Origin of the sequence: Thauera humireducens (genome assembly GCF_001051995.2) — a bacterium.
Taxonomy (GTDB): Bacteria; Pseudomonadota; Gammaproteobacteria; order Burkholderiales; family Rhodocyclaceae; genus Thauera; species Thauera humireducens.
This window is the reverse complement of sequence record NZ_CP014646.1, coordinates 1,134,266-1,160,932: the sequence shown is the minus strand read 5'-3', so window position 1 is coordinate 1,160,932 and position 26,667 is coordinate 1,134,266. Positions and strand designations below refer to the sequence as shown.

General features: G+C 63.8%; 26 protein-coding genes. 24 read left to right on the top strand and 2 right to left on the bottom strand.

Annotated features, from left to right (window positions below; genetic code table 11):
* Positions 1-7 precede the first annotated feature (7 nt).
* From AC731_RS05415 to AC731_RS20115, 24 genes are all read left to right on the top strand, one after another.
* Positions 8-2,251, top strand: a complete 2,244-nt coding sequence (locus AC731_RS05415) for a portal protein (protein ID WP_062450055.1) — start codon at positions 8-10, stop codon at positions 2,249-2,251.
* A gap of 705 nt (positions 2,252-2,956) precedes the next feature.
* Complete coding sequence (locus tag AC731_RS05410; protein ID WP_048709863.1) at positions 2,957-3,334, top strand: helix-turn-helix domain-containing protein; 378 nt, start codon at positions 2,957-2,959, stop codon at positions 3,332-3,334.
* 185 nt (positions 3,335-3,519) lie between these two features.
* On the top strand, positions 3,520-3,924 hold the full coding sequence (locus tag AC731_RS05405) for an ImmA/IrrE family metallo-endopeptidase (protein WP_205626637.1): 405 nt from the start codon (positions 3,520-3,522) through the stop codon (positions 3,922-3,924).
* Positions 3,925-4,447: 523 nt separating this feature from the next.
* Positions 4,448-4,594 (top strand): hypothetical protein, encoded by a 147-nt coding sequence (locus tag AC731_RS20025; RefSeq protein WP_169800053.1) that lies wholly within the window; start codon positions 4,448-4,450, stop codon positions 4,592-4,594.
* A gap of 220 nt (positions 4,595-4,814) precedes the next feature.
* Positions 4,815-5,783, top strand: a complete 969-nt coding sequence (locus AC731_RS05400) for a hypothetical protein (RefSeq protein WP_048709860.1) — start codon at positions 4,815-4,817, stop codon at positions 5,781-5,783.
* 20 nt (positions 5,784-5,803) lie between these two features.
* Positions 5,804-7,099: a phage capsid family protein gene (locus AC731_RS05395; RefSeq protein ID WP_062450053.1), complete on the top strand. Its 1,296-nt coding sequence runs from the start codon at positions 5,804-5,806 to the stop codon at positions 7,097-7,099.
* A gap of 62 nt (positions 7,100-7,161) precedes the next feature.
* On the top strand, positions 7,162-7,644 hold the full coding sequence (locus AC731_RS05390) for a hypothetical protein (RefSeq protein WP_048709856.1): 483 nt from the start codon (positions 7,162-7,164) through the stop codon (positions 7,642-7,644).
* Between the two features lie 59 nt (positions 7,645-7,703).
* On the top strand, positions 7,704-8,090 hold the full coding sequence (locus tag AC731_RS05385; protein ID WP_048709853.1) for a hypothetical protein: 387 nt from the start codon (positions 7,704-7,706) through the stop codon (positions 8,088-8,090).
* A 1-nt stretch (position 8,091) separates the two neighbouring features.
* The gene (locus tag AC731_RS05380) at positions 8,092-8,757 is read left to right on the top strand and encodes a phage adaptor protein (protein WP_048709851.1); all 666 of its coding nucleotides are present in this window, start codon (positions 8,092-8,094) and stop codon (positions 8,755-8,757) included.
* A gap of 76 nt (positions 8,758-8,833) precedes the next feature.
* Positions 8,834-9,169 carry a hypothetical protein gene (locus tag AC731_RS05375; protein WP_048709849.1) on the top strand — a complete coding sequence of 112 codons (336 nt, stop codon included), beginning with the start codon at positions 8,834-8,836 and terminating at the stop codon, positions 9,167-9,169.
* Positions 9,169-9,876 (top strand): hypothetical protein, encoded by a 708-nt coding sequence (locus tag AC731_RS20120; RefSeq protein ID WP_205626636.1) that lies wholly within the window; start codon positions 9,169-9,171, stop codon positions 9,874-9,876. Before AC731_RS05375 ends, AC731_RS20120 begins: the two co-directional genes overlap by 1 nt.
* The gene (locus AC731_RS05365; protein WP_048709846.1) at positions 9,873-10,052 is read left to right on the top strand and encodes a hypothetical protein; all 180 of its coding nucleotides are present in this window, start codon (positions 9,873-9,875) and stop codon (positions 10,050-10,052) included. The genes AC731_RS20120 and AC731_RS05365 overlap by 4 nt, the downstream gene beginning before the upstream one ends.
* Before the next feature lie 55 nt (positions 10,053-10,107).
* Positions 10,108-10,662 (top strand): hypothetical protein, encoded by a 555-nt coding sequence (locus tag AC731_RS05360; protein WP_048709843.1) that lies wholly within the window; start codon positions 10,108-10,110, stop codon positions 10,660-10,662.
* A gap of 9 nt (positions 10,663-10,671) precedes the next feature.
* Entirely contained in the window at positions 10,672-11,106 is a 435-nt protein-coding gene (locus tag AC731_RS05355) for a hypothetical protein (RefSeq protein ID WP_048709839.1), read from the top strand.
* A 316-nt stretch (positions 11,107-11,422) separates the two neighbouring features.
* Positions 11,423-11,863, top strand: coding sequence for a hypothetical protein (locus tag AC731_RS05350; protein WP_048709836.1), 441 nt, complete (start codon positions 11,423-11,425; stop codon positions 11,861-11,863).
* Positions 11,830-12,231 carry a hypothetical protein gene (locus AC731_RS05345; RefSeq protein ID WP_048709833.1) on the top strand — a complete coding sequence of 134 codons (402 nt, stop codon included), beginning with the start codon at positions 11,830-11,832 and terminating at the stop codon, positions 12,229-12,231. The genes AC731_RS05350 and AC731_RS05345 overlap by 34 nt, the downstream gene beginning before the upstream one ends.
* Positions 12,232-12,233: 2 nt before the next feature.
* Positions 12,234-15,206 (top strand): hypothetical protein, encoded by a 2,973-nt coding sequence (locus AC731_RS05340; RefSeq protein ID WP_048709831.1) that lies wholly within the window; start codon positions 12,234-12,236, stop codon positions 15,204-15,206.
* A gap of 42 nt (positions 15,207-15,248) precedes the next feature.
* Positions 15,249-15,653, top strand: coding sequence for a hypothetical protein (locus tag AC731_RS05335; RefSeq protein ID WP_048709828.1), 405 nt, complete (start codon positions 15,249-15,251; stop codon positions 15,651-15,653).
* Between the two features lie 9 nt (positions 15,654-15,662).
* Positions 15,663-16,838, top strand: coding sequence for a WD40 repeat domain-containing protein (locus tag AC731_RS05330; protein ID WP_062450051.1), 1,176 nt, complete (start codon positions 15,663-15,665; stop codon positions 16,836-16,838).
* 886 nt (positions 16,839-17,724) lie between these two features.
* Positions 17,725-18,891, top strand: a complete 1,167-nt coding sequence (locus AC731_RS05325; RefSeq protein WP_048709824.1) for a hypothetical protein — start codon at positions 17,725-17,727, stop codon at positions 18,889-18,891.
* Positions 18,888-20,549, top strand: coding sequence for a hypothetical protein (locus AC731_RS05320; RefSeq protein WP_048709821.1), 1,662 nt, complete (start codon positions 18,888-18,890; stop codon positions 20,547-20,549). The genes AC731_RS05325 and AC731_RS05320 overlap by 4 nt, the downstream gene beginning before the upstream one ends.
* A gap of 210 nt (positions 20,550-20,759) precedes the next feature.
* On the top strand, positions 20,760-21,188 hold the full coding sequence (locus AC731_RS05310) for a hypothetical protein (protein ID WP_205626635.1): 429 nt from the start codon (positions 20,760-20,762) through the stop codon (positions 21,186-21,188).
* Between the two features lie 2 nt (positions 21,189-21,190).
* Positions 21,191-23,029 carry a hypothetical protein gene (locus AC731_RS05305; protein ID WP_048709812.1) on the top strand — a complete coding sequence of 613 codons (1,839 nt, stop codon included), beginning with the start codon at positions 21,191-21,193 and terminating at the stop codon, positions 23,027-23,029.
* Positions 23,030-23,113: 84 nt separating this feature from the next.
* A complete protein-coding gene (locus AC731_RS20115) occupies positions 23,114-25,732 on the top strand; it encodes a hypothetical protein (protein WP_048709809.1) in 2,619 nt (872 codons plus the stop codon).
* Here the strand turns inward: AC731_RS20115 and AC731_RS05295 are convergent.
* Positions 25,729-26,088, bottom strand: coding sequence for a hypothetical protein (locus tag AC731_RS05295; protein WP_048709806.1), 360 nt, complete (start codon positions 26,086-26,088; stop codon positions 25,729-25,731). The two genes, AC731_RS20115 and AC731_RS05295, sit on opposite strands and share 4 nt — an antisense overlap.
* Positions 26,085-26,591 (bottom strand): toxin-antitoxin system HicB family antitoxin, encoded by a 507-nt coding sequence (locus AC731_RS05290; protein WP_048709803.1) that lies wholly within the window; start codon positions 26,589-26,591, stop codon positions 26,085-26,087. Before AC731_RS05290 ends, AC731_RS05295 begins: the two co-directional genes overlap by 4 nt.
* Between the last annotated feature and the right edge of the window lie 76 nt (positions 26,592-26,667).

Sequence of the window (26,667 nt, the reverse complement as noted above, 5' to 3'; positions counted from 1 at the left end):
GCGAACGATGCTCGCAGAACAGACCCACACCACCGACGAAACGGAACTGCAACCGGCCGACGCGCCGATCACCGTCGACGAGTTCGCCCAGTTCGTGCGTGAGGCGATCAACCAGCAACCCTGGCGCGCGAACGCGGACAAGGAAGCAGACTACGCCGACGGCAATCAGCTGGATAGCGAACTGCTGCAGCGGCAGAAGATGCTCGGCATTCCGCCGGCCAAGGAGAACATCATCGGCCCGGCCATTCGCGCGGTGTGCGGCTACGAGGCCAAGACGCGCACGGACTGGCGCGTGACGCCCGACGGCGACCCGCAAGGGCAGGACGTCGCCGACGCGCTGAACTACCGGCTCAACCAAGCCGAACGGCACAGTCGCGCCGATCGCGCGCTGTCCGATGCTTTCCGATCTGCCGCGACCGTCGGAATCGGCTGGGTGGAGGTCACGCGCGCCTCGAACGCGCTCCAGTTCCCGTACAAGTGCCGCGCAGTCCACCGGAACGAAATCTGGTGGGACATGCAGAGCGTCGAGCCGGATCTGGAAGACGCCCGCTGGCTGTTCCGCCGTCGCTGGGTGGATAGGCAGCGCGCTGCGCGCATGTTCCCCGAGCACGCCACGATCATCATGCACTCCGCGGACAAGTGGATTGCGGATCTGGCCGGCGAAATGCTCGAAGGCGGGCAGTCAACCGGGCTCGCCCAGGCCATCGACGCAGAGCGCGCATGGACCGTGCAGGAAGACAACTGGTACAACGACGAGAACCAGCAGGTTTGCCTGACCGAGCTCTGGTATCGCCGCTGGGCCGAGGTCACAATCCTGCGAGCGCACACCGGCCGCGCTGTCGAGTACGACCCGAGCAACCCGGCCCACGATGCGATGCTGCATGCTGGGCGTGGCGTGCTGGAGCGCCAGATCATCCCGAAGATGCGCCGCGCCTACTTCATGGGGCCGCACTGCCTGCATGACGGCCCGACGCCGCACCCGCACCAGCACTTCCCCTACGTGCCCGTGTGGGGGAACCGCGAGGACATGACCGGGATTCCCTACGGGCTCGTGCGCGACATGCTGTTCCCGCAGGACAACCTCAACGCCTCGATCAGCAAGCTGCGCTGGGGCATGTCGGCGACGCGCATCGAGCGCACAAAGGGCGCGGTCGCCATGACGGATGAGGTGTTCCGGCGCATGGCTGCCCGCGTCGACGCCGACATCACCCTAGATGCGGACCATATGGCCCGGCCCGGCGCGCGTTTCGAGGTCAAGCGCGACTTCCAACTGAATGCGCAGCAGTTCGATCTGATGAACGACTCGCGCCGCGCAATGGAGCGCGTCAGCGGGATCACGGCAGCCTTCCAGGGCCAGAAGGGCACCGCAGCATCGGGTATTCAGGAGCAGACGCAGCTTGAGCAGTCCCAGGTCGCCGTCGCCGATCTGATGGACAACTTCAAGGAAGCGCGGCGCATGGTGGGCGAATTGCTGATGTCGCTCATCATCACCGACATGGGCAAGGCCGAGCAGACCATCGTGATCGAGGGCGACACGCTCAATCCGCCGCGGACCGTCGTGCTGAATCACCCCGAGATCGATCCCGACACCGGCATCCAGTACCTGAGCAACGACGTGCAGCGCACCCGCCTGATGGTCGCCCTCGAGGATGTGCCCAGTTCCAGCAGCTTCCGCGCACAGCAACTGGCCGCACTGTCTGAGTCGGTGAAGTCACTGCCGCAAAAGCTTCAGACGGTCGTGATGCCGTTCATGATCGACCTCATGGATCTGCCGCGTAAGGATCAGATCGTGCAGGCCATTCGACAGGCGACGGCGCAGGCGGACCCCGAGCAGTTGCGCGAGCAGATCAAGCGCGAACTGATGTTCGAGCTCAAGGAGCGCGAGCTCGCTATCAAGGAATCCGAGAGCGAGGCCAAGATCAAGAAGCTGATGGCCGAAGCGGTGCAGACCGGCGTGCAGGCGGCATTCAGCGCGATGCAGGCCGGCGCGCAAGTCGCACACATGCCGCAGATCGCTCCGATCGCCGACGTCGTGATGCAGGGAGCAGGCTACAAGCGCCCGAATCCGATGGGCGACGACCCCAACTTCCCGCAGCCGACCGCGCCCGCCGTCGCAGAACAGGCCCAGGCTGCGCCCGAGGTGCGGCAGAATACCAGCCCGACGTTCCCCCCGGTGCCGGACGAGGGCGCTTCGCCCATGGCAGGGATTGAGACGCCGGAGACGCGTGACAATCTCACGGAACCATCGTAGACACCGAACAGCCCGTCAAGAGCGGGCTGTTCTTCGATTAAGGCGCCACCTTCAGGTCAGTCGCCGGGGCCGCATTCGAAGCGGACATGCAACTCTTCGTTCTGTTTGGGGCGGTGAGAAGTGTCCCTGAACGGAAATTCAGCACTATATTTTGTATGGCAGAACGATTGATACACGAGGATTTTTGCAACCCTCTGTTTTTAAACTAATTTATTTTTTTGCGCTAGCGGCGAGTTAGCGCTATTCTTCTGCTCGTTCAAAAAGCAAAACCCGAGCCAGCTTTTCATAGCAGACTCGGGTCTGAATTGGGTGTGCTGAGTTGCAGGTAGCGGTCTTCATGGTCATGAAGAGTTACCTGCGCTTTAAATATTTTCTCAACAACCAAAGAATTATAGGGGGGTCATCGCTGTTTCGTCAAGGGTTTTCAGAGCGCACACCTAAGGGCGATCGCCTGCCCATTCTTCAATGGTAAGGACAGGTTATCCATAAGGCGTGCTTCCATCTGGCGGCAATCTGGTTTGTGCGGCTCGCTTCGTGCTCGAGGTGAATATGGCAGGCCGGGCGCAGCTAGTGTGAATGGGATACGTGAGAGCGTCCGTAGGTTGACTGGTGTTATCTAAATGGATAAGATCGTTGCCGTATGGAAAACATTGTGTGCTAAAAGGTTTTCCGAGAGCGCATGGTGTATGGCGAAAGGAGCCTGGCATGAAACTCACACCGTTTGGAGAGTTGGCGCGCCAACTTAGGATGAAAAACGGCTTGACCTTGAAATCGATGGCCGAAGCAATGGGTATCAGTTCTGCGCACCTCAGTTCGATTGAGTTCGGGGAGAAGAAGCTGAACGACAAACATACCCAGTCGGCGCTGGACTATTTCTCCGTCTTGTGTAGCCCGGAGCAGCTAGGGGCGCTGCGGACCGCTGCAGATATGTCCAAGGATTTCGTGAGCACTGAGGCTCTGAATGGAGATGCGAAACACTTGGTGGCAGCGTTCGCCCGCAGGCTTCAAGAAGGGGCCACCCCTTCTGACGAATTTACCCGGTGGCTATCGGAGCTGGATAAAACGGGAGACTCAAGAAAATGACAACGATTTGCGTCGGGGGGCGACTGAGATCCCCCACTGGCTACAAGGTTGCGCCGCAAAGTTATGCAAAGCTTGAGGCGATAGCGGACGAACTGAGGGGGGTGCTCCCCACTACACCCGGTAGTTCGATCCGCTTGGATTGTGTGCGGATTCTTGAAGAGCTGTTACCACACGCTGGCTACAAGTTGAAGGTCGAGGAGGTGGACAAAGTGCATGACTGCGCCGCCTTTGCGGTGCCACAGAAACAGTTGATCGTCTTCCGGGCGGATATCTACGATTTGGTCCATGAGGATCATGTCTTTGGGCGCAGCACGGTTGTTCATGAGATGTCGCACATCGTACTGAACCACGCGCTCACACTCCAGCGAGGCGCTGGAGCTGAATCGCACCGGTTTTTCGAGGACTCCGAATGGCAGGCAAAGGCTCTCACCGCTGCGATCATGATGCCCATCGAGGCATGTAACTCGATTGCATCGGTCGCTGACCTCGCTGAGGCATGTGGAACGAGTGTTGAGAGTGCAAGTTATCGTCTAGCGCGGCTTGCGAAAGACGGCATTCTCAGGCGCCTGCCACACGGCCTAGGAGTGTGAGAGTGACCTTAACACTCCAAAAGAAAAGAGCCCAGAAGTGTTCCACCACTTCCAGGCTCCTTGGTAAGGCGAAAAAGGGTCTGCCTTACCTCTCTGACCGCACTTTGTCAAGAGTTGTCTTGGGGAAGACACTGAAGTGTAGTACTGACGAAGGCGCCAGGGCAAGTCAAAACCCTCTAACGTTCTATCGGAGGTGCCTATCATGGCGTACCCCTTTGTTAAGGACGTCTTCGTGCGCGCATACCGCCGGTTCCGTTTCGGAAGGTGGGAAACGGTGGTTCAGCACTGGCGTTCGTCTCCTGGTCAACTCAGTCTCTTCTGATTGATCCGGACGGCGAATAGCCGGCTCAAAGGAAAGGGCGCCCAAGCTGCAACTTGGGCGCCCCGAGGTAAAAGGGTACTGAACCGACGGCCCAGTATCCCTCTCACGAATGCTTTGGCAAAAGCGAGCACTATGCTACGCCGTATTCGGCAGGTCTCGCAAGGTCGTGAGTGTTGATAGCGCCTGACCTGTGAGGTTTATATGGTACAGAGCGACCTTTTCGATCCCTCGGCTGAACAAGGCGATGTCATCTTCAGGATGACAATCCGCCTCAAGAACGGCAAGGTGATTCGTCGCGCAAACGGACGTCCGTTCAGGATCGTTGTCCGCCGCAAGCGCAACGACTGATGGCCTGCAACACACGCCGAACTTGTTCGGAGCCTCAATGAGGCCAAGCCCGCCCCGTGCGGGCATTTTTTCGTGCCTAGATCTCACGACAGGCTGTTGAAAGCAAGAATGCGCGTAGCGCGACTACTCATTCCGACCCCCCTGTAGGGCTGGAGCTTCACGTGTTCGCCCAATGACACTGCCTGCGCATTGTTGCAAGCAGCTTTGGAGAAGCGCGCACATGAGCATGACCGCCGCCGAACTTCTGGAGTCCGCCCTGGATGGGACGCTTCAGGAAGATGACGCACACACCGAGCAGTCGCACGCCGCCGTCACTGACGACGCGCCCGCTGCCGTCTCTACCGAAGGCCAAGACCAGCCGCAGGCCGGCGCCACCGAGACGGAAGTCGAGGGCGCACCGATCCTGAGCAAGTCCGGCGCCTACACGATCCCCTACGAGAAGCTGGCCGAGGCCCGTAACGAGCGCAACGCATTGCGCGAGCGCGTCGAGCAGCTTGAGCAGCACATCGCAGGGCTGTCCTCGCAGCAACAGCAGAACATCGCAACCGCCCAGGCCGATGCACAAGACCGCGCAGCCGCCGGTCAAGGGCAGACCGCAGCCGATGCGAACCTCGCTGCCGCTACGCAGGCCATGGCCGAAGGTGTCGACGTGTCGATCTTCGGCGATTTCTCGGAAGAGGATCTTGCGAAGGGGGTGGCCGAGTTGAATCGCCGCGCAATGGCCCAGGTCGAGTCTCGACTGATGGCCGCGCTGGACGATCGCCTCGCCCCTCTTCGTGCCCAGGAAGCCAAGACCGCGACGAGCGCCCACTACGACGCCATCTACGCCGCCCACAAGGACGCGGACGAGATCGTCGAGTCGGCCGAGTTCGCGTCGTGGCGCGACAGTCTGCCCGCATTCGCCAAGTCCGGCGTCGAGCACGCGCTGACCAAGGGCTCCGCGCAAGAGGTGATCGAGGTCTTCAACGCATTCCGCGCAACCAAGCCGCAGCAGCCCAGTACCGCACGCACCGCGCCGGAGGCGCCCGCCCTTCGCGTGCCCAACTCCCTGTCCGATGTGCCTGGAGCGGCGCCGATGGACGAAACGCAGCAGACCCTCGCCGCAGCCGGGAATGCAGCCGCATTGCTCGAACGCATGGGCTCCATGTCCTCGGACCGCATCGACGACCTGCTGGACAACCTCATCTGAACGCATAGGAGTCATTGAACATGACCACCAAGACCAACGTCCCGGCAACCGCCGCGGATAAGCAGCGCGTTCTCGCCGCGGGCCTCTTCGCCCAGTCGATGCAACGCAACTCCACGTTGGGCCGCCTGTCCGGTCCCATGCCCAAGGGCGAGGCGCGTGCCGGCGAGGTCGTGCGCAAGCAGACCTCCACCGACCTGCCGATCGTCAAGACCGTCGATCTGTCCCGCGGCAAGGGCGACGAGGTCGAGTTCCAGTTCCTGCAGCCGGTTGGCGCCTACCCGATCATGGGTAGCCGCACCGCGGAAGGGAAGGGCACCGGCCTCTCCTACGACACGTCGCGGGTTCGCGTGAATCAAGCCCGCTTCCCGGTAGATCTCGGCGACACCATGACCAGCCTGCGCTCGCCGGTGGACTTCCGCCGCATGGGCCGTCCGGTTGCGCAGTCGCTGATGGACAGCTACATGGACCAGTCTCTGCTGGTGCACATGGCTGGCGCGCGTGGCTTCCACGACAACATCGAGTGGCGCGTGCCGGTCGCATCGCACCCCGAGTTCGCCGAGATCGCCATCAATGCAGTGCGCGCCCCGACGAAGAATCGCCACTTCATCGCCGACGGCACCAACGGCATCGCAGAGTTCTCGCAGACGGGTGGCGTCGTGGATCTGGCGACGACTGACGGCCTGAGCATGGACGTGGTCGATTCCATTCGCACCGTGATGGAGTCGATCGCCCTGCCGCCGCCGGCAGTCAAGATCCCCGGCGACGTCGTGGCCGAAGACTCGCCGCTGCGCGTTCTCCTGGTTTCCCCTGCGCAGTATCACGCCTTCTCGCAAGATCCGAGCTTCCGCCAGTTCCAGGCCAATGCCCTGGCGCGCGCGGCCAAGGCCAAGAATCACCCGCTGTTCCTTGGCGAGTGCGGCCTGTGGAACGGCATCCTGCTGATGAAGATGCCCAAGCCGATCCGCTTCTACGCGGGCGACGCCCTGAACTACTGCGACAGCTTCACCAGCGAGACGGAATCGACCGCCACGGTCAACGCCAGCTTCGGCACGACCCATGCGGTCGACCGCGCAATCCTGCTGGGCGGCCAAGCGATCGCTCAGGCGTTTGCCGCATCCGGCCACGGTGGCATGCCCTTCTTTTGGAAGGAGAAGGAGTTTGACCACGACGACAAGATGGAGCTGTTGATCGGCGCTATCCAGGGCATCAGCAAGGTTCGCTGGCTGGTCGATCAGGGCAACGGCGAAAAGCACTTCACCGACCACGGCGTCGTCGCCATCGACACCGCCGTTTCCATCATCGGCGCTCGCAAGTAACGCCAGCCCTGAGTAATCGGCGGCCATCCGAAAGGGTGGCCGCCACCAAGGAGACTTGAACCATGGCAACCATCACCAAGCTGGGATTGCAGAATCCGAGCAACCGCCTCGGTGCCGCCCCCTATGGGAACCTCACCGCGTTCCGCTACCTGCTGAAGACCAACGCCTCCGGCGCCGTGGTCGACGGTGACTTGGCCGCGGCCGTTGCATCGGGCGACACCGTCAAGGTTGGCATCCTGCCGCCCGGCTTCAGCTTCGTCGACAGCGAGATCGTCATCAAGACCGCCATGAGCGCGTCCGTCACCGCCAAGGTGGGCTTCGCCTACGCCGATGGCGTGGATAGCGTCGCCGTGCCGCAGGACGACGACTACTTCGGTGCCGCGCTCGTAATGTCGTCGGCCGCTCGCCTGCGCAATGCCACCGCGAACACCAGCGTCACCCTGCCGAAAGAGGCGTGGCTGACGCTGACGACCGGCGGCGCTGCCAACGCGAAGGCGTCGGAGATCGAGATCATCGTCTTCGCCATCAACGAAGGCGTGGCCTAAGCGGCACGAAACAGGCCGGCTGGGTTCGCCCTGGCCGGCCTTTTTCACATGAGGACACCATGAAACTGACCGTTGTGAAGTATGAAGGCCAGAAGTTCTACCGTGACCGCACTGCGCTGCGGAACGAGTGGAACCCGGGTGACGTGAAGCGCGTACCCGAGCGGGAAGCCAAGATCCTGCTGCGCTTTGCCGAGTTCAAGCGCGGCGATGAATCCGAGGCGACCGACCAGGGCGGAGACGTCGAGGCCGTTGTCGCGGCGCATGCCCAGCGCGAGCAGGACGAGCGCAACGAAACCGAGGGCATGCTGATGCTCATTGACACGATGGACAAGGACGCACTCGAAGCCTACGCGATGAAGTACGAGACGAACCTCGACAAGCGTAAGAGCGTGAAGGTGTTGCGCGAGCAAGTCATCAGTCTGATTGAGCAGTTCGGAGCGCGCTGACATGAAGCGCGAAGCCCTCCGGCGTCGCGTCCGTCTGCTGGCCCAAGATACGGCCCGCCCGTATCTGTGGCAGGACGAGGACATCGACGACTGGCTCAATGAGGCACAGCAGGAGGCGGCAGTCCGAGCTCGCCTTCTGCGCGCTGTCCCTGCAGCCAATCCGGATCTGTGCGAGCACGGACTGTCCGCTGGAGAGGCAGTTGTCACGATTCCGACCAGCCTGTTCGAGATCAGCAGCCAGTCGTGGAGGCAGGGCGATCGAACGACGAGACTGCACCTTGTCTCGCGCGAGTGGATGGACACGACACGGCCTGGATGGCGCGATGAGTCCGCGGGCGAGCCGGCCTATCTCGTGCAGGACGCCAACGTGCTTCAGATCGTTCCCGCGCCGAGCGTAGCCGGCACGCTGTTGCTCGAAGGCTACCGACTCCCGAAGGCGATCGAGAGCGACGAGGACGAACCGGAGATCCCGGCATTTCATCACGTCCACCTCGTGCAGTGGGCGCTGCACATCGGCTACTCGCTACCCGACGCCGAAACCTTCAACCCCGACAAGTCGCGCATCGCCGAGGCCGAGTTCTCGCGCTTCTTCGGCTCCAGGCCCGACGCCGACTTGCGCGCGAGCACACGGCATGACGAGACGCACCGGATCGTCGCTTGGCTATAGGGCTCCCCCTGTAGGGCTGGAGCAGGCGGCCGTTCGGATCAATCCTTGACTGCGAAACGAACCCAACGAGCCCGGAATGCCTGACCAGAACACAGAAGTCATCGTCGCACGCCTTGCAATCCTGTCCGATGACATAGGCGAAGTCCGGTCGGTGATGAAGGAGCTTGCGCAGTCCGTCGCAAAGCTGGCGCTCATCGAAGAACGGCAGACCCAGGCCAACGAAGCACTGAGCCGGGCCTTCAAGTCCATCGACAAGATCGACATGAAGCTGTCCGCGATCGAGAGCCGTGTCGCAACGATCGAGCGGGATATCCCGTTGCACAAGCAGTCAAGCACCTGGGTTTTCTCTGCTTTGTGGGCTGCAGCCGGTGCGGCCGTCCTGATGATCGTCAAGAAGGTTGGAGTGATCTGATGACCAAGAAACTTCCCCGTGGCATCCGCAACAACAACCCCGGCAACGTCGAGCGCGGCAGGGACCGCTGGCTCGGCATGAGCGCGGACCAGTCCGCTGACAGCCGCTTCCTCGTCTTCGACACCCCGGAGGCCGGCATCCGCGCGCTGATGCGCATCCTCATCAACTACCAGGAGCGCTACGGCATCAAGACGATGCGCGAGGCGATCAACCGCTGGGCGCCGCCGGCCGAGAACAACAGTAGCGCCTATGTGCAGCACGTCTCCCGCCTGACCGGCTTCGACCCCGACGAGTCGCTGGACTTCCTTGACCGCGAGATCAACGTCGCCCTGGCCCGCGCCATCGTGCGCCACGAGAACGGTGAGCCCACGGTTTATGGCCGTAAGGAGTGGTACGGCGAAGACGTCTTCGAGCGCGCTGCAGTCATGGCCGGCTTTGAGCCGACCGTGAAACCGCTCGTGAAGTCGCGCACGGTGGCCGGCGCAGTGATCGCCGCCGCGGGCGCTGCGGTTGGCGTTGCCACTGGGGCGCCGGAGGCTGTCACCGGTATCCCGATCACCCCGGAAGACGTGACGGTAGTGGCTGGCGCCGTGGCGCCGTTCCTCGGCGCATCGGCACTTCAGTACCTGTCCCCGATCGCAACGATCTTCGGCGTTGCGCTGACGATCTACGCACGCTGGGATGACGCACGGAGGAAGCTGCGGTGAATGCCTCTGTGACGAAACTCGCCGACTGGAAGGTCGCCCACTCGCGGCCGGTGGTGAGCGATTACTGCCGCTGGTCGGAGGCCGTCGAGACGACGATGCGGGCCAACCTGGGCATGGCATTCACGCTGTGGTTCGTGTGGCCGCGCGTCCTCCTGCGCACGGCGTTGGGGGTCTGACGTGAGAAAGCTCGACCTCACGATTCGCCAGGGCTCGACGTGGATTCTCCCTGTCATGTGGGAGACGAACGTCCTCGTCTACAAGCCGATCACCGCCATTGCGCAGTCGGCCCCGGTGCGAATCACCGCCACGGCGCACGGCCTGCCGGATGGTTGGAACGCCGCAGTGATGGGCGCGCTTGGCATGACGGACCTGAATGCGGAAAACAACCCGCCGAAGGACGCCGAGTTTCGCCCCGCGACGGTCGTCTCTGCCGACGACGTCGAGTTCAACCCGATCAATGCGGCCCGGTTCAAGGCGTACCAGTCCGGCGGCCACCTCGTCTATTACGCGCCAGGCGAACTTGGCGGGGCAGTAGCGCGCATGCAGATCAAGGACAAGGTCGGTGGCAATGTCCTGCACACGCTGCGCAGCGACGGCGCCAGCCCGAACATCTCCTTCGACCTTGCCAAGAGCCGCATCGTGCTGCGCATCGAGGCCGCGGAGTCCGCCGCGTTCGCCTGGAAGGCTGGGGTCTATGACCTCGAGATCGAAGACGCGACCGGCGTCGTAACCCCGCTGCTGTACGGCGCCGTGGCCGTGACGCGCGAAGTCACCACCATCACGTAAGGAACCATCATGGCATCTGCAAACTTCGGGAAATTCGCGCTCAACCTCGCCTCCGGCGCGATCAACTTCAACACTGACTCGTTCAAATGCCTGCTGGTGACGGCAGCGCCGAACGAGGCCGCGCTCGACACCTGGAACGACCGCGCGGACGTGACCGGCGAGCACGCTGCGACCGGCGGCTATCCGGCGGGTGGGTTCGAAGTGACGGTCGCGTCCGTCGTGGAGGATGCGGCAAACAACCGCGTGGCCATCACGTTCTCTGCGCCGGACCCGACGCTGACAGGGGTAACGCTGGCCGGCGTCGTCGGCGCGATCCTCTACAAAAGCACGGGCGTCGCCGCCAACGACCCGCTGCTGTCGTTCGTCGACTACGGCTCGGCTAAGGGCGTGACCTCGGGCAGCTTCACGCACGCATTCACCACGCCGCTCTACATCAACCGCTGATCGCGATGAACTGCATCGACGCGGCGTGCCGCCAAGCTACGGAGGAAGCCGGGTACGTTTTGCTGCGTCGAGCAGCAGTGCCCGGCCGCTGGTGGCCGCACGTGCTGTTTGTCGGTGCGGGAGGACTACAGCACTACGCCCCCGGAGCGCCACTCGATCACCCAGCGCAGGCTGCTTGGGGCTACGAAGGGGTGACTTGGGACCGCGAGACGACTGACCCGCAACCATGGGGCGAGAACGAGTTTGTCCGGGCCGTCTGGGTGTTCGCTCTGGGCGTGCTGGCGTGGCGCATCAAGCGGCTGTGGAGGAAGCCGAGATGAGGCTCGCGCTCTACAAGGGGAAGGGCCGGATCGGTAACGCCGCCATTCGGTGGTGGACGCGTAGCCCATACGGCCACTGCGAGCTTGTAATCGACGGGGTCGCGTACTCCTCCAGCATCATGGACAGCGGGGTGCGCGCCAAGCGCATCGAGTTCGACCCCGAGCACTGGGATTTCGTCGACCTGCCGTGGGCCAGCGCAGCGCTCGTCAAATCGACGTTCGCATCGACGCAAGGCGACCCCTATGGCTGGGGCGACTTGTTCTGGCGGCAGGTATTCAACCGCCCCGGCGATGCGCGCGGGCAGTTCTGCAGCGAGTGGTGCGCGAGAGCGCTCGGGCTGCCGAACCCCCAGCAATACAGCCCGGCAACGCTGGGCGACTACTGCACATACAGGACAAGGACATGCCGTACTACTTCGACAACTGGGGCTGGCTGACCGAAGAAGTGCTGCCGGGGCGCAGCACGGAGGTCGTGCCGCCTGATCCTGCAACGATCCCCGAGGGCAAGCGGGCCAACTTCACCGGGCACAAGTGGGTGGTGCTCCAGTACGTGCCCCCCGTTGAGGTGCGCCCGGTCGCCCAGTCCGTGACGCGCCAGCAAATGAAACGCGCCCTGCACCGCCTCGGCTTGCTGCCGGCAATCACGAGTTACGTCGGTACTTCTGGCGACCCGGAGCTGGAAATCTGGTTCAACGACTCGCAGGCGTTCGAGCGTGGCAACACGACACTGAACGAGCACTTGCCTGTGCTGGGGATTACCTCTGAGCAGGCGGACGACATCTTCAACTTCGCGGCGAGCCTGTAACTATGGCGTGGGTACTGCGCTCCAAGAACCTACCGACATACACCTCGACGTCGGGGAATCTTGGCGCGCAGTCCCCGCAGACGGCCCCGATCGGCACCGCCCAGCTGACGTGGGCGCCGCACCTCAACAAATACTTCATCGTCGCGGCTGGCCAAGCGTACGCGTCTGGCGACCTCGCGGTTTGGGACTTCGCGTTCTACACGTACCTCGACGCGCTGGCGTACCTGCCGAGCGAGTCTTTGCTCGTGTATGGGTCGGGCACGACGCTCGGCACGAGCCCGGACGGTGAAGTCGAGACGGCGCGAGCGACGACGGCCGCCGCGATCACGCGGCTCACCTATCTGCCTGCGACTGGGCAGATGTTCTGCCTCACCGCGTCCAGCACGATCTACTACACCAGCGACGGCATCACTTGGGCGTCTGCCGACTGCGGGATCACCCCGAACGCTATTTGCTACGCCAACGGCCTGTACATCGTCGGGGGTGCTGCGGGCGCGCTGCAGACGAGCCCGGACCTCACGACGTGGACGGCGAGGACGCCGCCGAGCACTTCGTATGCGGTCCGCGATTTCGCGGTCAACGCGACTGGCACGATCATTGCCGCCGCAGACGTGGTTACGTTCAGGAGTACCGACGGCGTCACGTGGGTAAACGGAGGCGCGAGCGGGGCGTTCGTAGGGTACAGCGCCGCGGAAGACCTGTTCCTCACGGTGAGGGCGAACGACGCGCGGTTCCACATCGTGTACACCAGTCCGGACGGGGCCACGTGGACGTACCGCGACCCGTGGATTGGCGGGCAGGGGAGCCCGACAGGGGTGGCGTATCTCCCCGCGCTGGGGGCGCTCGCGATCACGTCGAATGCGGGGATTGCGACCACTGTCGACGGTACGGCATACAAGAACCCGGCGCTAGTGAACGGGCTGCTGGTTTTCACTATCGGGTTCCGCGGCAATGCTGCGTTTACGGTGCCGTCGGGGTGGACGCTCGCCCAGCAACAGAGTGGCGGAAACACGAGCACGACCACCAGTTCGTCCATCGGCTCCGGTCTTGTCGCTTTCTACACCACGGCGGACGGGACGCTTCCGACGTATACCAACGCGCAGTTCGCGCGTACCGGGGGCGACATTGCGATTGGGGCGCTCACTGCGTATGCGAATGGGGCGCTGGCGGCGCTCGATGCCAGCGTATCGGCGACGCTCGCCGCGAACTCGACGGCGGTCACGTGCGCGGGGGTTACAACCACAGAGGAAGGGTGCCTGCTTGTAGGTGTGGCTGCCCTCGCGGACAACACCACCGCCAGCAACATGCGGGCGACGAGCGAGAACACCTCGTACATCAACATCACTTCGTACAACGACCCTTCATCGGTTTGGCAGCGCCGGGTAGCGCTGAACACTGCGCTCGGGTCGGACACCGGCTTGTATGTGTGGGACTGCGTCAAGCCCAGCGCCGGCGCGACGGGCACAGTGCAGTACACCGCGGGGAACTCGTCCAAACACGTCATTCTCGTGGCCGCGTTCAAGGCCGTTGCGGCATCGTCCGGCGTTACCGCCGATGGCCCCCTGTCTTCGGTCACGCTCAACCCGACCGCAGCTGAAGCGACCCCCTTGACCTCTGGTGCGGCTTCGCTGCCCAACACCACACTTACTGCCCCCGCGGCGGCAGTCACAACGACAACAGCGGTGCTTGCGAGCGGTGCGTTCGACAACATCGCCCTTTCTTCGCCCGCCGGCAGCGCCGCACCTGCGGGTGCCTGGGTAGGCTCGCTCCAAGATGTGTGGCTTCTCCCTCCGTCCGGCGCGCACGCAGCCTCCGCCGCCGCCGTCGCGGCTGTGGCTGGCGTCTCACTTTCCGCGGTTCAGGCGACCCTCGACACGCGGACCTCCGGCGCGGCCGGGTGCAGCAGCGTAACGCTTGTCGCGCCATCGGGTGCGGGGGGTGTGCTCAACATTGGCGAGGCAGCCGGCGCACTGGCGCCAATGATGCTCTCGCCCACCGCCGGTGGCGGGCAAGGCATGGGCGGTGGGCAAGGCAGCCTCACCACGACTTCTCTGCTTACACCGAGAGCGAGTGCGACTGCGCGCACGGAGGCCGCAGGCACAATCTCGAGTGTGATGGTTCAGCCGCCCACTGGCGCGGGAGGCACGCAGGCCGAAGCATTCGGCTCTGGAGAGCTCCGGCAGATCGGCGTCACCCGGCCGGGGGCTCTGTCGATACCGGCGGGCTACGCGCTGGGGGCATTCCAGACGGCCGACCTTACCCCGCCTAACGCAGCGCAGGCTGTGCTCGTGTGCGGTGCCGGTGGTGTAGCTGCTGTAGCGATCACGCCGCCCGAGACGAACGCTACCGCCGTGTCAGAAGCGCGCGCTGCGGCGCCGTTGCCTGGGCTGTCTGCCACCCCAGCGCAAGGCACTGTCGTGGCGGATGTCGCGGCCGGCGCGGCAGTGGTGCCCCTCAGCCTCACACCGGTTACGGCCTCGGCAGTCGCACAAGCGATTGCCGTAGGTGAGGGCGGACTCGCGCCGAGTTCCATTACAGCGCCCGCAGCCAGCGCAGCCCAGGAGCTGACGGCGTACGCAGCAATCGAACCCCTGCTACTCGTAGCCGCTGCCAGTGACGGCGACTTTGTAGCGGTGGCCGACGCCCCTCTGCCTGCTTGGACCCTGCTTGCGCCAAACGGGGCGCCCGGAGTCGATGTGGCCGGGCAGGGGGCAATGGGCGGAGTCACGATCGCGGCACCAACGGCGCGCGGCGGCAGTTCACAGATCGTTGCGCTGGTATCGGCTGCTGAGCGCGTGCGCAAGACCGTGCTCGTTGCGCTGGCGCACACCAAAGACGTGAGCGCTGTTCAAGCTCGGACAAGCACGGGGGCCTTCGCCGCGAGAACACAGCAGCACGAGTCGATCGTTCGCACGCAAACAGACGGCGCGGTTGTCCGCACACCAGCCTCGCGCGTACTGGCCCGAGTGCAGTAGGTGTGAACTTCATAAAACTGCTGGAAATAAAGGAGAAACAACATGGCGCGATTCATCTACACCAAGGCCAAAGAGAAGGCCATGACCGGTCAGTTCAATCTGATCAGTGATTCGATCAAGGCCGCCCTTGTGGCGAATACCTACACGCCGAACGCCACGACCGATGAGTTCTACAGCACGATCGCAGCGCATGTGCTGGATGAAGACATCACCCTGACTTCGAAGTCGGTCGCAGGCGGTGCGTTCGATGCCGCGGATGTGACCTGGAGCGCCGTTGCAGCGGGCGACATCGCCCTGGGCGTCGTGACCTACGTGGACACCGGGAATCCGGCGACATCGATCCTGCTGCACTTCAACGGCGACGTGTCGGGCTTCCCCTTCACGACGAACGGCTCCGACGTGACCGTGAACTGGGACAACGGCGCGTTCAAGATCTTCGCGTTCTGAGGCGCAATCGTGTCTCTGCTTTTTGTCCCGGTTACGGGCGCCGCGAATCCGCCCCTGGCCGCCTATGTCGGACTGACGCGGTGCTTGGATTCCGCAAAGTTCACCGCGGCAGTGCCAACGAACGGGCGTGCGGTATCGGTGAGTCCAGACGGGACGAAGATCGCCTATGTCTGCACGAGCAGTCCGTACCTCGTCGTCTACGACGCAGCCTCCTTCAGCCCGATCACGATCTCGGGCGGGAACCCTGCGGGGACCGGCGTCTGCTGCAAGTTCAGCCCTGACGGCGCGTATCTCGCAGTCGGCCACAACACGGCGCCGTTCCTGACGATCTACGAGACGATTGGATGGACGAAAGTCACCGGGCTCAGTGCAAACCCTTCCGGGGCAGTGAACGCCATCGCATTCACGCCCGACGGGAGCAAGCTCTTCGTCGCCTGCCAGAGCTCGCCGGGGTTCTACGGGTACAACACGAGCGACTGGACGCAGATGTCGGGCACTCCGTCGCTCGGTGGCAACGGGACCGGGTGTGCTGTGCATCCTGACGGCACGAAGGTGGCGATCACCGGCACCGCTGCGCTGCCCTACGTGTGGGTGTACAACATCGCGGATTGGACCGCCGTGTCCTCGACGCCTGGCGGCGGCCCAGTGGCGGCGGCGCAGTGCTGTGCATACAGCCCGGACGGAAATAGGTTCTACGTCGGCTCCTCTGGATCGCAGGCGATCTACGCCTACGACCTCGTCGGTTCGACGCGCACGCTGCTGATCGCTGGCGGGACCGGCCTCGTCTACAGCATCGTGCCAAGCGCAGACGGCACGAAGTTGTGGGCGTGCAATCAGGGCGGGTATCTGAACGAGTATCAGGTCGGGTCGTGGACGCGCACCTGGGTGCAGCCTGTGACGGTTGCGCTGTACATCATGGACGAGGCGCCGGCAAGCCTGTCTGAGAAGTACATTGGAACCACTGCGGCGGACCCCGTCACGGACCAGAACAACAACCCGATCGTGACCGACGTTCGGGCGTACCTGCGGCGAACAGGCGAGCTTCTTGGGGCGACAACGACAGCTGCTGACGGCAGTTTCTCGCTTGGGCCGTTTGCCAGCCAGCAGGAAGTGCAGGTCACGTACCTGTACCCGTCGGGGTCTCCGCTTCGCAATGACCTGATCCACAGGGTCATCCCAGCATGAGCTATGTTCGCCCTTCCGCTTCGGCCGCATCGGCTTCGTGGTTCAACGAAGCAGCGTACTCGCGGTTGTCAGGCGAGGCAGCAGGGGCGACATGGTACGACGCGGGCGGCACCGTTCCACGCGATGCTCCCGGCGTCGCGCCAACAGGCGGTGTCGGTATAGGCACACGAGCAACCATCGAGGTTGCACCAAGCGTTGCTCCAGAGGGCGGGGTCGGGCTGGGCGATGTGCGCTACTACTTCAGGGCGCTTGGCGTCCGAAGCGGCGGGGTCGGCCTCGGGGATCGCTCGCGCCCGATCGTTGGCGAGGCGCCTGGAGTCAGCGAGTCGCGCGTCGGCCTTGCGTACTCGGTCCGATCCCTGCTTGGTCTGCGCAACCTCTTCGCCTACGCGCCAGGGATCAAGACAGGCGGCGTCGGCATTCCGACTGCTGACCTTCCGCTGACGGGTGTCGCGCAAGGCGTCGCGCCGACTGGTGGAGTTGGCACTGCGTCGGCTCGTGCAACGCACTTCGCTGTCGGCGTGGGCTCGATCGCTTCGGTCGGACTCGGGCAGGCGCGACTCGCCTCAAGGTTCTCCGCGCCAGCCGTTGAGCCGACGACCGGCGTCGGTGTGCCGCGCGCAGGGCTTCACTTCATGGCCCCAGGCGTTCATCGACCGACGCGCTTCGGGACTGCGTATCTCACGCTCGGGTGGGCATTCGTGGCGCCGTCCGTCGTGATGACGGGCCGTGTGGGGGCAGGATCGGCACGGTTCAACGTCCGCGCCGTTCCAGGCGTCGAGCCGACGAGCGGGGTCGGCGTTCCAGTCTTCTCACAAGGCCACCGGGCGCCGCACATTCCGCCCGAGACGATGGTAGGTCGCGGTCAACTCTCAAGGACGCCTTCATGCTGACATTCGAGAAATTCACCGGCATCAACAACGTGCTCCCGTCTGACCGGCTCGGTCCGTCAGAACTCGCGCGGGCGACCAACGTCGATGCGGGACTGACAGGCGAACTTCGGCGCCGCGCCGGCTACGCCATCGTGCAAGAGGGCTGCCACAAGAACCTGTTTGACGCCGGCGCTTTCATGCTCGCCACATGCGAAGGCGATCTGGTCGCCATCCACGGCGAGACGCGCACGACGATCTACATGGGCCTCGGCTCCGATCGCGTCTGGTACTGCGCGCTGCCTGATGGTCGTGTCGCATTCAGCAACGGGCTCATCTGTGGCCTGACCGATGGTGTCACCTGGTGCACCTGGGGCGTACCAACGCCGCCGAGCGTTGGCGCCTTGACCGAAGTCGCGGGCGACCTCTTCCCCGGCGAGTACCGGTGGCAGATCACCTACGTGCGCGCAAGTGACGGGCGTGAGGGGGCTCCGGCGTTCAGCCTGCCGGTGACGCTCTCTGAGGGCGGCATCTTCCTTTCTGGCCTGCCGGCCGAAGCCGGGTACAAGATCAACGTTTATCTCTCGTTGCACAACGGCGGCGAAGCCTACCTGCTGGGCTCGACCGAAAGCGGACTGTTCAGCTTCACCGGCAAGAACGACGAACTCGTGCAGCCGTGCCGCACGGCCTTCATGTCGCCCGCACCCGCAGGACGATGCCTGACGGTGTGGCGCAACCGTGTCTTGGTGGCGCACGACAACGTGCTCTACGCCTCGCTGCCCAACAATGTGGAGGTGTTCGACGAGCGGCGCGACTTCAAGCAGTTCATCGACCCGATCACGCTGGTGGTCCCGGTGGACGACGGAATCTACGTGGGCACGACGAAGGATCTCGCATTCCTGTCGGGCAGCCAGTTCGACAGCCTTGTCTATCGCAAGGTGCTGGATGGCCCGGTGGTGCTCGGCTCCGGGGTGCCCGTGCGCGGCGAGCTGGTGAAGCAGGGCGATGGGGCGGGCCAAGGCTCGGCGATGATCTGCATCGCGGACGGGATCTTGTTGGCCGGGTTCAACGGCGGCGGCGTGCTCCGCATGACCGAAGGTCGATACCGCGCCACTGCGTCTGAGGTGCACGCGCACTTCCGCATGCGCGACGGCACCCCTCAGTACGTGGCGATTCCGCAATGAGCCGCCTTCAGAACCACAACTGGATCGGCTTCAACGGCGAGCCCATCACCGGCCGGGTGCCTCCGCGTCTCATCGTTTACGGTCCCGATCTGACTGGGCAACAACGCGGCGAGGTGTTCCACGCCTACAAGCTCTTCACCGAGGCGTGCGGCGTCGCCATTGGCGACTACCACATCCGAAATCGGGTGCTTTCAGACGGATCACGTGTTCGCTGCGCGTCGTTCATGGGCCAGGACGTGGTCGAGGTCTGGACGAGAGGCGTCGGCGAAGAAAAGATGCTCGGCGGCTTCATCTGCCGCCCGACCAGTGGCGTAGGCGATGGCGGCGCATGGCAATACGAAGGCCCGGCCCGGTGGTGGGGTAAGCCATTCACGCCGGAGAATCGGCCGCTCGGAACGCTCTACGGCGGGAGCCCGCATGTTGCATTGCGACCGCACTGGAAAGAGGGCAAACCGCAGTCGAGGTACAGGGTCGAGAAAGGTGTTGATCTGCTCTACGGCACGGTCGACTGGCAGGGGCGCAACCCGGAGACGGATGTGCTCTCGTGGGACGCCAAGACCTACAACTACACGTACTTCTATGTCCTTTCTGGAACCATCGAGTTCTTCTTCGATCGCTGGTTCCAGTTTGGGACGTCGGGCATGTTCGGAGAGAACTTCACCGACACGACGAAGAGCGCGGGGTTCGTGCGCCGATCGCTGAACCGAGGCAGTGGGGTGAACGTCTATAACAACGGCAGCATTTTGGCGACGATCTCCGGCGGGAACGTCGACGGAGTAGCTTTTGCCCGCGTCGGGGACAAGAAGCTCTTGGTGGGGGCACAGCGGTCCGCTGCTTTCACCTCCACAGGTGGGCAGTTCAACTTCTTCGCGTACGACCTCGACTCCGGCGTGAAGACGACAATCGGCGCCTTTAGGCCGGCAGAGACTTGGGCCAACTTCCACGGCTGGTATTTCAATCTGGACGGAAGGAAGGCGCGCAGCATTTGCTACGAGGTGTCCTACGAACCGCGCATCACCGCCAGAATTGCTGCATACGAAGTCGAGATTTTGGGCGACGCGGTCGACGACTTGACCGTCGCCGTGCGCGAGATTTCGCCGCCCATCCCTAGCGTTCTGATCGCCGCCGATTTCCGCAGGAGCGACAGCCTCGGAGCTGACGAGGGGGTGTTGGCGGTGCGGCCGTCCGACAGCAACCAGCACCACATAAAGGTCGTCAACGATGTTGGAGAAGTCCGCTTCTCCATCCCGAAGCCATTTTCCATCGGATTTCGGGATGAGGTCTCCGGACCGACCGTCGTCACAAGCAACACGTACTACCCAGGCACGCCAAGCTATGTCGCCGAACTTGCGCAGCCGAGAACCGGGGGGTTTACCGGCGGCTGGGTCGCAGACTTCGATGCTCGGTACGACGCGTGTTGCTTGTACGAAGATGTGTGCCCGGAGCGCGTCCAGACCGCGCGAGAAGAGGGGACGCTGTCCGCAGGTAACTACTCCGTGGCCGTCAACGATACGACGGATGCGAGCCTGCACACGAACATGGTAACAATCGGGCGGTGTGGCGCGGCTATTACAGCGACTGCCCCGTGGGATTACGGCGATCCAATCACCCGCTTTTTAACGCTGACACCGGAAGAGGTTGTCGCTCGATATGGATGATTTGACCCTAGATCGAGGTGCTGAGGGGTGCGTACGGACCTACTACGGCGCCGTCCTTTCGCAGCACAACGTGTCCCGCCGCGACGTTCACGCGACCGCCGCGCACCTCATCGGCGTCGGCGACCAAGATGCCCACGAGATCCTTCATATCAATGAACAGCCGTACCCATGGCTATTCAATATCGGAGTGTTTTAATGGATGCGATCGTAATGAACACCCTGACCGGCGCGATCACTGAATACGACAACTACGGCTTTCACGCGGCGACACCAACGCACGCCGGTAACGCAACCGGCCTCTACGCTTTCGGCGGAGACCTCGACGTGGCGCAGCCGATCGTCGCGGAAGCCGTGACCGGAGAGACGCTGTGGGGTGACTCGCGCAAGAAGTTTCTCGACATGGTCTATTTCTCGATCCCTGACGGAGAAGGTCGCGGCGAGCTAATCGTCCAGGGCGCCGGCGAAGCTGAATACCGCTATCCGTTCCCGTTCCGTCCGTCCGGGCAGTCGCGCGCAAAGCCCGGAAAGGGCATCCGAGAGAACTATCTGGCGTTCGGATTCAGCAACCCGGACGGCGACGATTTCACACTTGATCGGGTTGAAGTGCTGGTCGCTCAATCCAGAACGCGGAGGGTTTGACCATGTCCGGTCCCTACACTGAAGTCTCTGAAGCATTCGACCGCGCGTACAGCTACGCCGAATCATCGCGCTCGGCTATGTCGAGCTTCACTGCCGCACTGAATGCGAGCATCTACAGCCCGCCGACGATCTCGATGACATGGAACAGCATTGCGGCGCCCGATCTGCCGGCAATGCCCGTGGCGCCGTCGATGCCGACGATCAGCTTCGCCGTCCCGTCTGGACAGCCGACTGAGTTGTCGATCGAGATGCCCGGCGTGGTCATCGACGACTTCACCGAAGTCGCGCCGACATTGACGCTTCCGACCGCGCCGACTCTGAGCTACGGCGCCGCGCCGACAGTGCCGACGGCGGGTGACGTCGAGATCCCGACAGCCCCGGTCGTCTCCTTTCCTTCCGCGCCGACCTACCTCACGCTGAACTCTGTCTCCTTCTCCGGCGTTGATCTTCACGAAGACTGGCTTGCGCGCCTGGAGGACGTGCCGACGCTCACGCTCGTGAGCCCGACGCCGTTCTCGTACGCCCGAGGGCCGGAATACGCCTCTGCGCTTCTCGAGGACCTGAAGGCGATCCTTCGTGCCCGGCTGGCGGGCGGCACAGGGCTTCCCGAGGCGGTGGAGCAGGCGATCTGGGATCGGGCGCGAAGCCGGGAGACGAAGATCGCACTGGCGAACGAAGCCGAGATTCAGCGCGCATCCGAGGCGATGGGCTTCGCCCTGCCGTCTGGCACGCTCGCGGCGCAACTATCGGAAGCCCGCCAGAACTACTACGACAAGCTGTCCGAGTTCTCGCGCGACGTGGCGATCAAACAGGCCGAGCTTGAGCAGGCAAACCTGAAGGACACGATCGCTGCCGGCATGCAGCTTGAGGCGCAGCTTATCGACTACTCGTTCAAGCTGGAGCAGCTTTCGTTCGAGGCCGCGAAGGCGTACGCCGAAAATGCCATCCAGAGCCATGCCGCCGCCGTCGATCAGTACAAGGCGCTGCTGGCGGGCTACCAGACCTACGCCCAAGCCTACGACACGCTCATCAAGGCTGAACTCGCCAAGGTCGAAATCTACAAGGCGCAGCTTCAGGGCGAGCAAACCAAGGCGGACATCAACAACGCCCTGGTGCAGCAGTACAAGGCGCAGATCGAGGCCGGCATGTCCCAGGTCGAGATCTATCGCGCGCAAGTTGGCGCGGCGCAGACGCTGGTGCAGTTGGAGCAGACGAAGATCAGCGCGGCCGGCGAGCAGGTGCGGGCCTACATCGCCCAGGTGAATGCGGAAACTGCGAAGGTCGAGGCATTCAAGGCCAGCGTCCAGGCGCAGAGCACGCTGGTCGACATGTACAAGACCAAAGCCGACGCCTTCTCGGCGAAGGTCAGCGCGCAGGCCGAGAAGGCGAAAGCCGAACTCGCCCGCTACAACGCGCTCGTGCAGGCCAAGACCGCCGAGTGGGACGGCTACAAGGCCAAGGTGCAGACCGAAGGCGAACGCATCCGTGCGCTGGGCGTGCAGAGCGGGGCGCTGCTGGATGCGTTTAAGGCGGAGGCGGCAGCCGTCGAGTCCGAAGCGAAAATGCACACCATGCGCTGGGAGACGCAGATCAAGGACTACGAGGCCAGCCAGCAGTTGCTTCTGCAGACGGCCAAGATCAACGCTGACGTTGCTATCCAGGCCAACAACGCGCGGCTCGATGCGGCCAAGGTCGGCGCCCAGGTCTATGCGCAACTCACCTCCAGCGCCTACGGCATGGTCAACGCCAGCGCCAGTATCAGCGGCTCGGCCAGCAACAGCGTCAGCTACAGCTATGGCGGCGATGTGAGCGGCGAGGTGACGCCGAAGACGGCCGCGTAGCGCATCCCCCTGTAGGGCTGGCCCGATGACGGCTCGAACCGGAGCATCAGACCGGTTCGAGCCGTTTTTCTTTAGGGGCCACCCATGTACGGATTCAAGGCGGGCGCCGCGCCCAAGGACAAGCCCAAGGGCGGAAAGATCAAAGGCCCAGGCACCGGCACGTCCGACAGCATCAAGACCGAAGTTCTGAGCGGTAGCTACATCATGCCCGCGGACTCGACTGCGAAGATAGGCGAGAAGGCGCTGGGCCAGCTTGGAAAGCCTGTTCCGGTCAATGTGAGCAACGGCGAATACCAGTTGCCGCCCGAGCAGGTGCATGCCGTCGGCGCGCAGGTGCTCGACCAGATGAAGGACGCAACGCACACGCCGGTTGCCGCCATGGGCTTCAAGCCGCAGGAGGGCGAGCTCTACTTTGCAGACGGCGGCGCAGTGGAAAGCACCGACGACCTGATCGCTCGGATCTCGGCCAAGTACGGCACAAGCAGCGCACCCGCGCCGCGCGCGCAGCCAGCGCCAGCCCCGCAACAGCCTGCCCAGCGCTCGGCTGCGCCGTCGATCGGCTCTGCGGCTGATGCGCTCAGAAACCGCAAGCGCCAGATTGACGCAGCGGCCGGCTTTGCCGATGGCGGCCTCGTGGATGACGAAATGCCGATGGGCGGCAATGAGGCGGCGATCGCCCAAGGCTTTGACCAGTCGCGCCAGATCGAGGAAGAGGTGCTCGATCGGCAGGCGAAGATGCAGCGGCAGAGCCGGTCTGAGGCGCTATCCCGCAATGCGGAGATGGGCGCGCAGCTTCGTGGGCAGATCGATCAGCAAAGCGCGATGAGTCGCCGATCGTTGATCGAAGAGCCGATAGGGTTTGCCGATGGCGGGCTTGTCGATGATGAGCGCCGCCGCCCGCCGGCCAGCCCTGCTGGAATTGGCTTCGTCGACATGCGCAGCCCGAACATCCAGCGCACAGGCGAGCCGCGCCAGATGCCGCAGGGCTCGATGATGCAGATGCCGCAGATGCCGACTGGAACGCAGAGCCAGCCTGTCGCAGCGCAGCCGCAGACGCAGGCCGGGTCGTTTTCGTCGATGCAGCGTGATCCAGGCATCCCGCGATCTGGCGCTCCAAGGCAAATGCCACAGGGCGAGCCGCTGGGAGTGAAAGACTTGCCGCAAGCCGCCAACCGTCCGAATCCGATCATGCAGCGCCCCGCTGAACCCGGGTCGTTCGACTCGGTGCAGCGCGCGCCGATCGTTACGACCAGCGGAGCGCTCCGTCAGATGCCGCAGGGCGACCCGCTTCGTCCGTCTGATCTCGCGCAGGGCTTTGTTGCCGGCGGAAATGCCGCAACGCAGCGTATTGCGGGCGGCGCAAGCGCGGCAGCACGTGACTTCATGGCTGGCGGCCAGGCGGCAACGGAGCAGATCGCCGGCTTTGGTCGGAAGATTGCGTCTGCACTCGCCCCCCAGCAGGAAGGAAGCTACTCGCCGGAGGCGCTTGGACAGCCCGCGCCGAATCCGAACGCTGGCGCCGCCTGGGGGGCAGTGAAGGATGCGCTTCTCTACAGCTCGGATGCCGCAGCGATCAGGGCGCGCAATCAGCAGCCGACGACCACGACCACGCAGGCCGGCGCATCGCAATCTGCACCCGCTGCGCCGCAGCCTGCGATTTCCGCCGCAGCGCCGCAGCGCCAGGGCGCCGCACCCGCACGCGCGTCCGCGGCGCCGAGCGCTCAAGGCTTCAACCCGTCCGCTCTGACCGATCAGCAGCGCAACGATGCCGGCGACGCCTACCGTTCCGCATGGCAGCGCGAGGCGTCCAACGGGATGCGTGGTGCGAACGATCAGGCGCTGGGCTTCTACAACGCCGAGCAGCTGGTTCGAGGCTCGAACGTCACCGCGCGCCGCGGCGCAAACGGCGTGATGGAGTTCTCCGGCAATGGCGAAGGGGCGCTCCCGCAGAACTACACGCGCGGCTTCGATCTGAACGCGGCCAACGAGCGCATGGCGGCGGCCAATGCCATCCGCCAGGGCTATCTGGACGCCCAGGCCGGATCAGACGGCGGCCCGCGCGGGGGTGTCATTGGAAACTCCGCCGTCGACGAGACGAATGCCCGGTTCCGCGAGTCCGCGCTGCAAGAGTCCATGAAGGGCATGGGGCGCACGCGCCTGAACGCTACGGTTTCGATGCGCAATGCAGACGTGGCGAACCAACGCGCCGCGGCAGAGCTTGCAATGCGTGAGCGAGAAGGGGCTGCAAACCGCGGACTTGCGGCCCAGGCCGAAGCCAATCGGACAGCGATTGACCGTGGGCGACTTGGCATTGACCAGCAGCGCGCAGACACGGAGGCAAACGTGCGCGGGTTCGAGGCGCGCGGCCTGGAGCGCGTGGAGAAGCTGTATACGGCATACGAAAATGCAAAGACGCCGGAAGAGCGTGCCGCGGTTGCCGAGCAGATCAGGGCTATGAACGGGAAGGACGCGCCCAACCGCTACACGGTCGTGCCGGGCGGCCAGGAGGTGACGCCGCAGGGGATGCTGCGTACTGTGCCGAGCAGGGTGCTCAACAATCAGACCGGGCAGTTTGTCGAGCAGCCGCCGGCGCAGGCCGCATCAATCACGATGGATCGAGTGCGCGAGACCGCAAAGGCGCGAGGAATGACCGAGCAGCAGGTGATCGAGCTTCTGCGGCAGAACGGCCATCAGGTTGGCTAACGACGCGGCGTCTCGTTTGGGTCGATTCCGAGTTCGTCGAACAGGTCTTGCGTCGCATCGTACAGCTTCCGACAACTCGCCGAGATCATGGCGGCGCCGCTTTGGCTACGGGTGTCGCCAGCCTTTTTGAGCGTGCACTCGGCGCCTGAGTCGTAGGCGAAGAAGCCGCGCCCTGAGCCTTGCTTGACGGCCTGGATGCCGCCAGGGAACTTCGACAGGCACACCTGATGGGCGGCGTAGGCCGCGGGGTCATTCTGGACCCCCGGCACCACATCGAGGATGCACTCGGCGTAGTTGCCAGCCAACGCTAGGGAGGGAAACGTGGCGAGCACGACGAGAGCGGTCGCGGGCTTCATGGTTTCTGCTTGCGCTTGACGTGCTTTCGCAACGTCGTCCTCTTGAGCAGTGCGCGCGGACGAACACGCGGGGCTCTGCGCTGGCGCTCTTCAGCGTCCTCGATCAAGTGACGAATGAGCGCCAGTGGATCCGATCGGTAAGGGGTGCCCGAAGGAAGTTCGCGCCTGATGATCTTGATTGTCCTCTCGGCATCGGCTGCCGCCTTGGTGAGGCGTCCTTGCGTCTGCCGAAGGTCGTCGATGATCTCGGCAAGCGGGAGCGCGAGCTTCTCGGCAGGTGTTGCGGCCAGCTTGGCCGCGATCTCGTCAATGATGCTCGGAGCGTCGCCAATCTTCCCCATCATCTTCACCGACGAAAAGCCGGGCTGCTCAAGGCTTGCCGCGAGGCGAGCGATGATCTCGGCGTTCAGGCTTTTGCTGGTCGAATCAGCTTCTGCTGCCAGGGCAGCATGCAAGTCCTTGGGGATGCGCAGCGTAATGCGCGTGTACCGATCATCTTCCATGGTGCGATTACACCATTTTCGTGTCAGGAAGTCTTGACACCAAAACAGTGCGACCTATACTGAAGACGTGACACAG

Bases quoted from the DNA above. Each gene is read 5' to 3' on its own strand.
- AC731_RS05415 (WP_062450055.1), top strand. From the start codon at position 8: ATGCTCGCAGAACAGACCCACACCACCGACGAAACGGAACTGCAACCG.
- AC731_RS05410 (WP_048709863.1), top strand. From the start codon at position 2,957: ATGAAACTCACACCGTTTGGAGAGTTGGCGCGCCAACTTAGGATGAAA.
- AC731_RS20025 (WP_169800053.1), top strand. From the start codon at position 4,448: ATGGTACAGAGCGACCTTTTCGATCCCTCGGCTGAACAAGGCGATGTC.
- AC731_RS05400 (WP_048709860.1), top strand. From the start codon at position 4,815: ATGAGCATGACCGCCGCCGAACTTCTGGAGTCCGCCCTGGATGGGACG.
- AC731_RS05395 (WP_062450053.1), top strand. From the start codon at position 5,804: ATGACCACCAAGACCAACGTCCCGGCAACCGCCGCGGATAAGCAGCGC.
- AC731_RS05390 (WP_048709856.1), top strand. From the start codon at position 7,162: ATGGCAACCATCACCAAGCTGGGATTGCAGAATCCGAGCAACCGCCTC.
- AC731_RS05385 (WP_048709853.1), top strand. From the start codon at position 7,704: ATGAAACTGACCGTTGTGAAGTATGAAGGCCAGAAGTTCTACCGTGAC.
- AC731_RS05380 (WP_048709851.1), top strand. From the start codon at position 8,092: ATGAAGCGCGAAGCCCTCCGGCGTCGCGTCCGTCTGCTGGCCCAAGAT.
- AC731_RS05375 (WP_048709849.1), top strand. From the start codon at position 8,834: ATGCCTGACCAGAACACAGAAGTCATCGTCGCACGCCTTGCAATCCTG.
- AC731_RS20120 (WP_205626636.1), top strand. From the start codon at position 9,169: ATGACCAAGAAACTTCCCCGTGGCATCCGCAACAACAACCCCGGCAAC.
- AC731_RS05360 (WP_048709843.1), top strand. From the start codon at position 10,108: ATGTGGGAGACGAACGTCCTCGTCTACAAGCCGATCACCGCCATTGCG.
- AC731_RS05355 (WP_048709839.1), top strand. From the start codon at position 10,672: ATGGCATCTGCAAACTTCGGGAAATTCGCGCTCAACCTCGCCTCCGGC.
- AC731_RS05350 (WP_048709836.1), top strand. From the start codon at position 11,423: ATGAGGCTCGCGCTCTACAAGGGGAAGGGCCGGATCGGTAACGCCGCC.
- AC731_RS05345 (WP_048709833.1), top strand. From the start codon at position 11,830: ATGCCGTACTACTTCGACAACTGGGGCTGGCTGACCGAAGAAGTGCTG.
- AC731_RS05340 (WP_048709831.1), top strand. From the start codon at position 12,234: ATGGCGTGGGTACTGCGCTCCAAGAACCTACCGACATACACCTCGACG.
- AC731_RS05335 (WP_048709828.1), top strand. From the start codon at position 15,249: ATGGCGCGATTCATCTACACCAAGGCCAAAGAGAAGGCCATGACCGGT.
- AC731_RS05325 (WP_048709824.1), top strand. From the start codon at position 17,725: ATGCTGACATTCGAGAAATTCACCGGCATCAACAACGTGCTCCCGTCT.
- AC731_RS05320 (WP_048709821.1), top strand. From the start codon at position 18,888: ATGAGCCGCCTTCAGAACCACAACTGGATCGGCTTCAACGGCGAGCCC.
- AC731_RS05310 (WP_205626635.1), top strand. From the start codon at position 20,760: ATGAACACCCTGACCGGCGCGATCACTGAATACGACAACTACGGCTTT.
- AC731_RS05305 (WP_048709812.1), top strand. From the start codon at position 21,191: ATGTCCGGTCCCTACACTGAAGTCTCTGAAGCATTCGACCGCGCGTAC.
- AC731_RS20115 (WP_048709809.1), top strand. From the start codon at position 23,114: ATGTACGGATTCAAGGCGGGCGCCGCGCCCAAGGACAAGCCCAAGGGC.
- AC731_RS05295 (WP_048709806.1), bottom strand. From the start codon at position 26,088: ATGAAGCCCGCGACCGCTCTCGTCGTGCTCGCCACGTTTCCCTCCCTA.
- AC731_RS05290 (WP_048709803.1), bottom strand. From the start codon at position 26,591: ATGGAAGATGATCGGTACACGCGCATTACGCTGCGCATCCCCAAGGAC.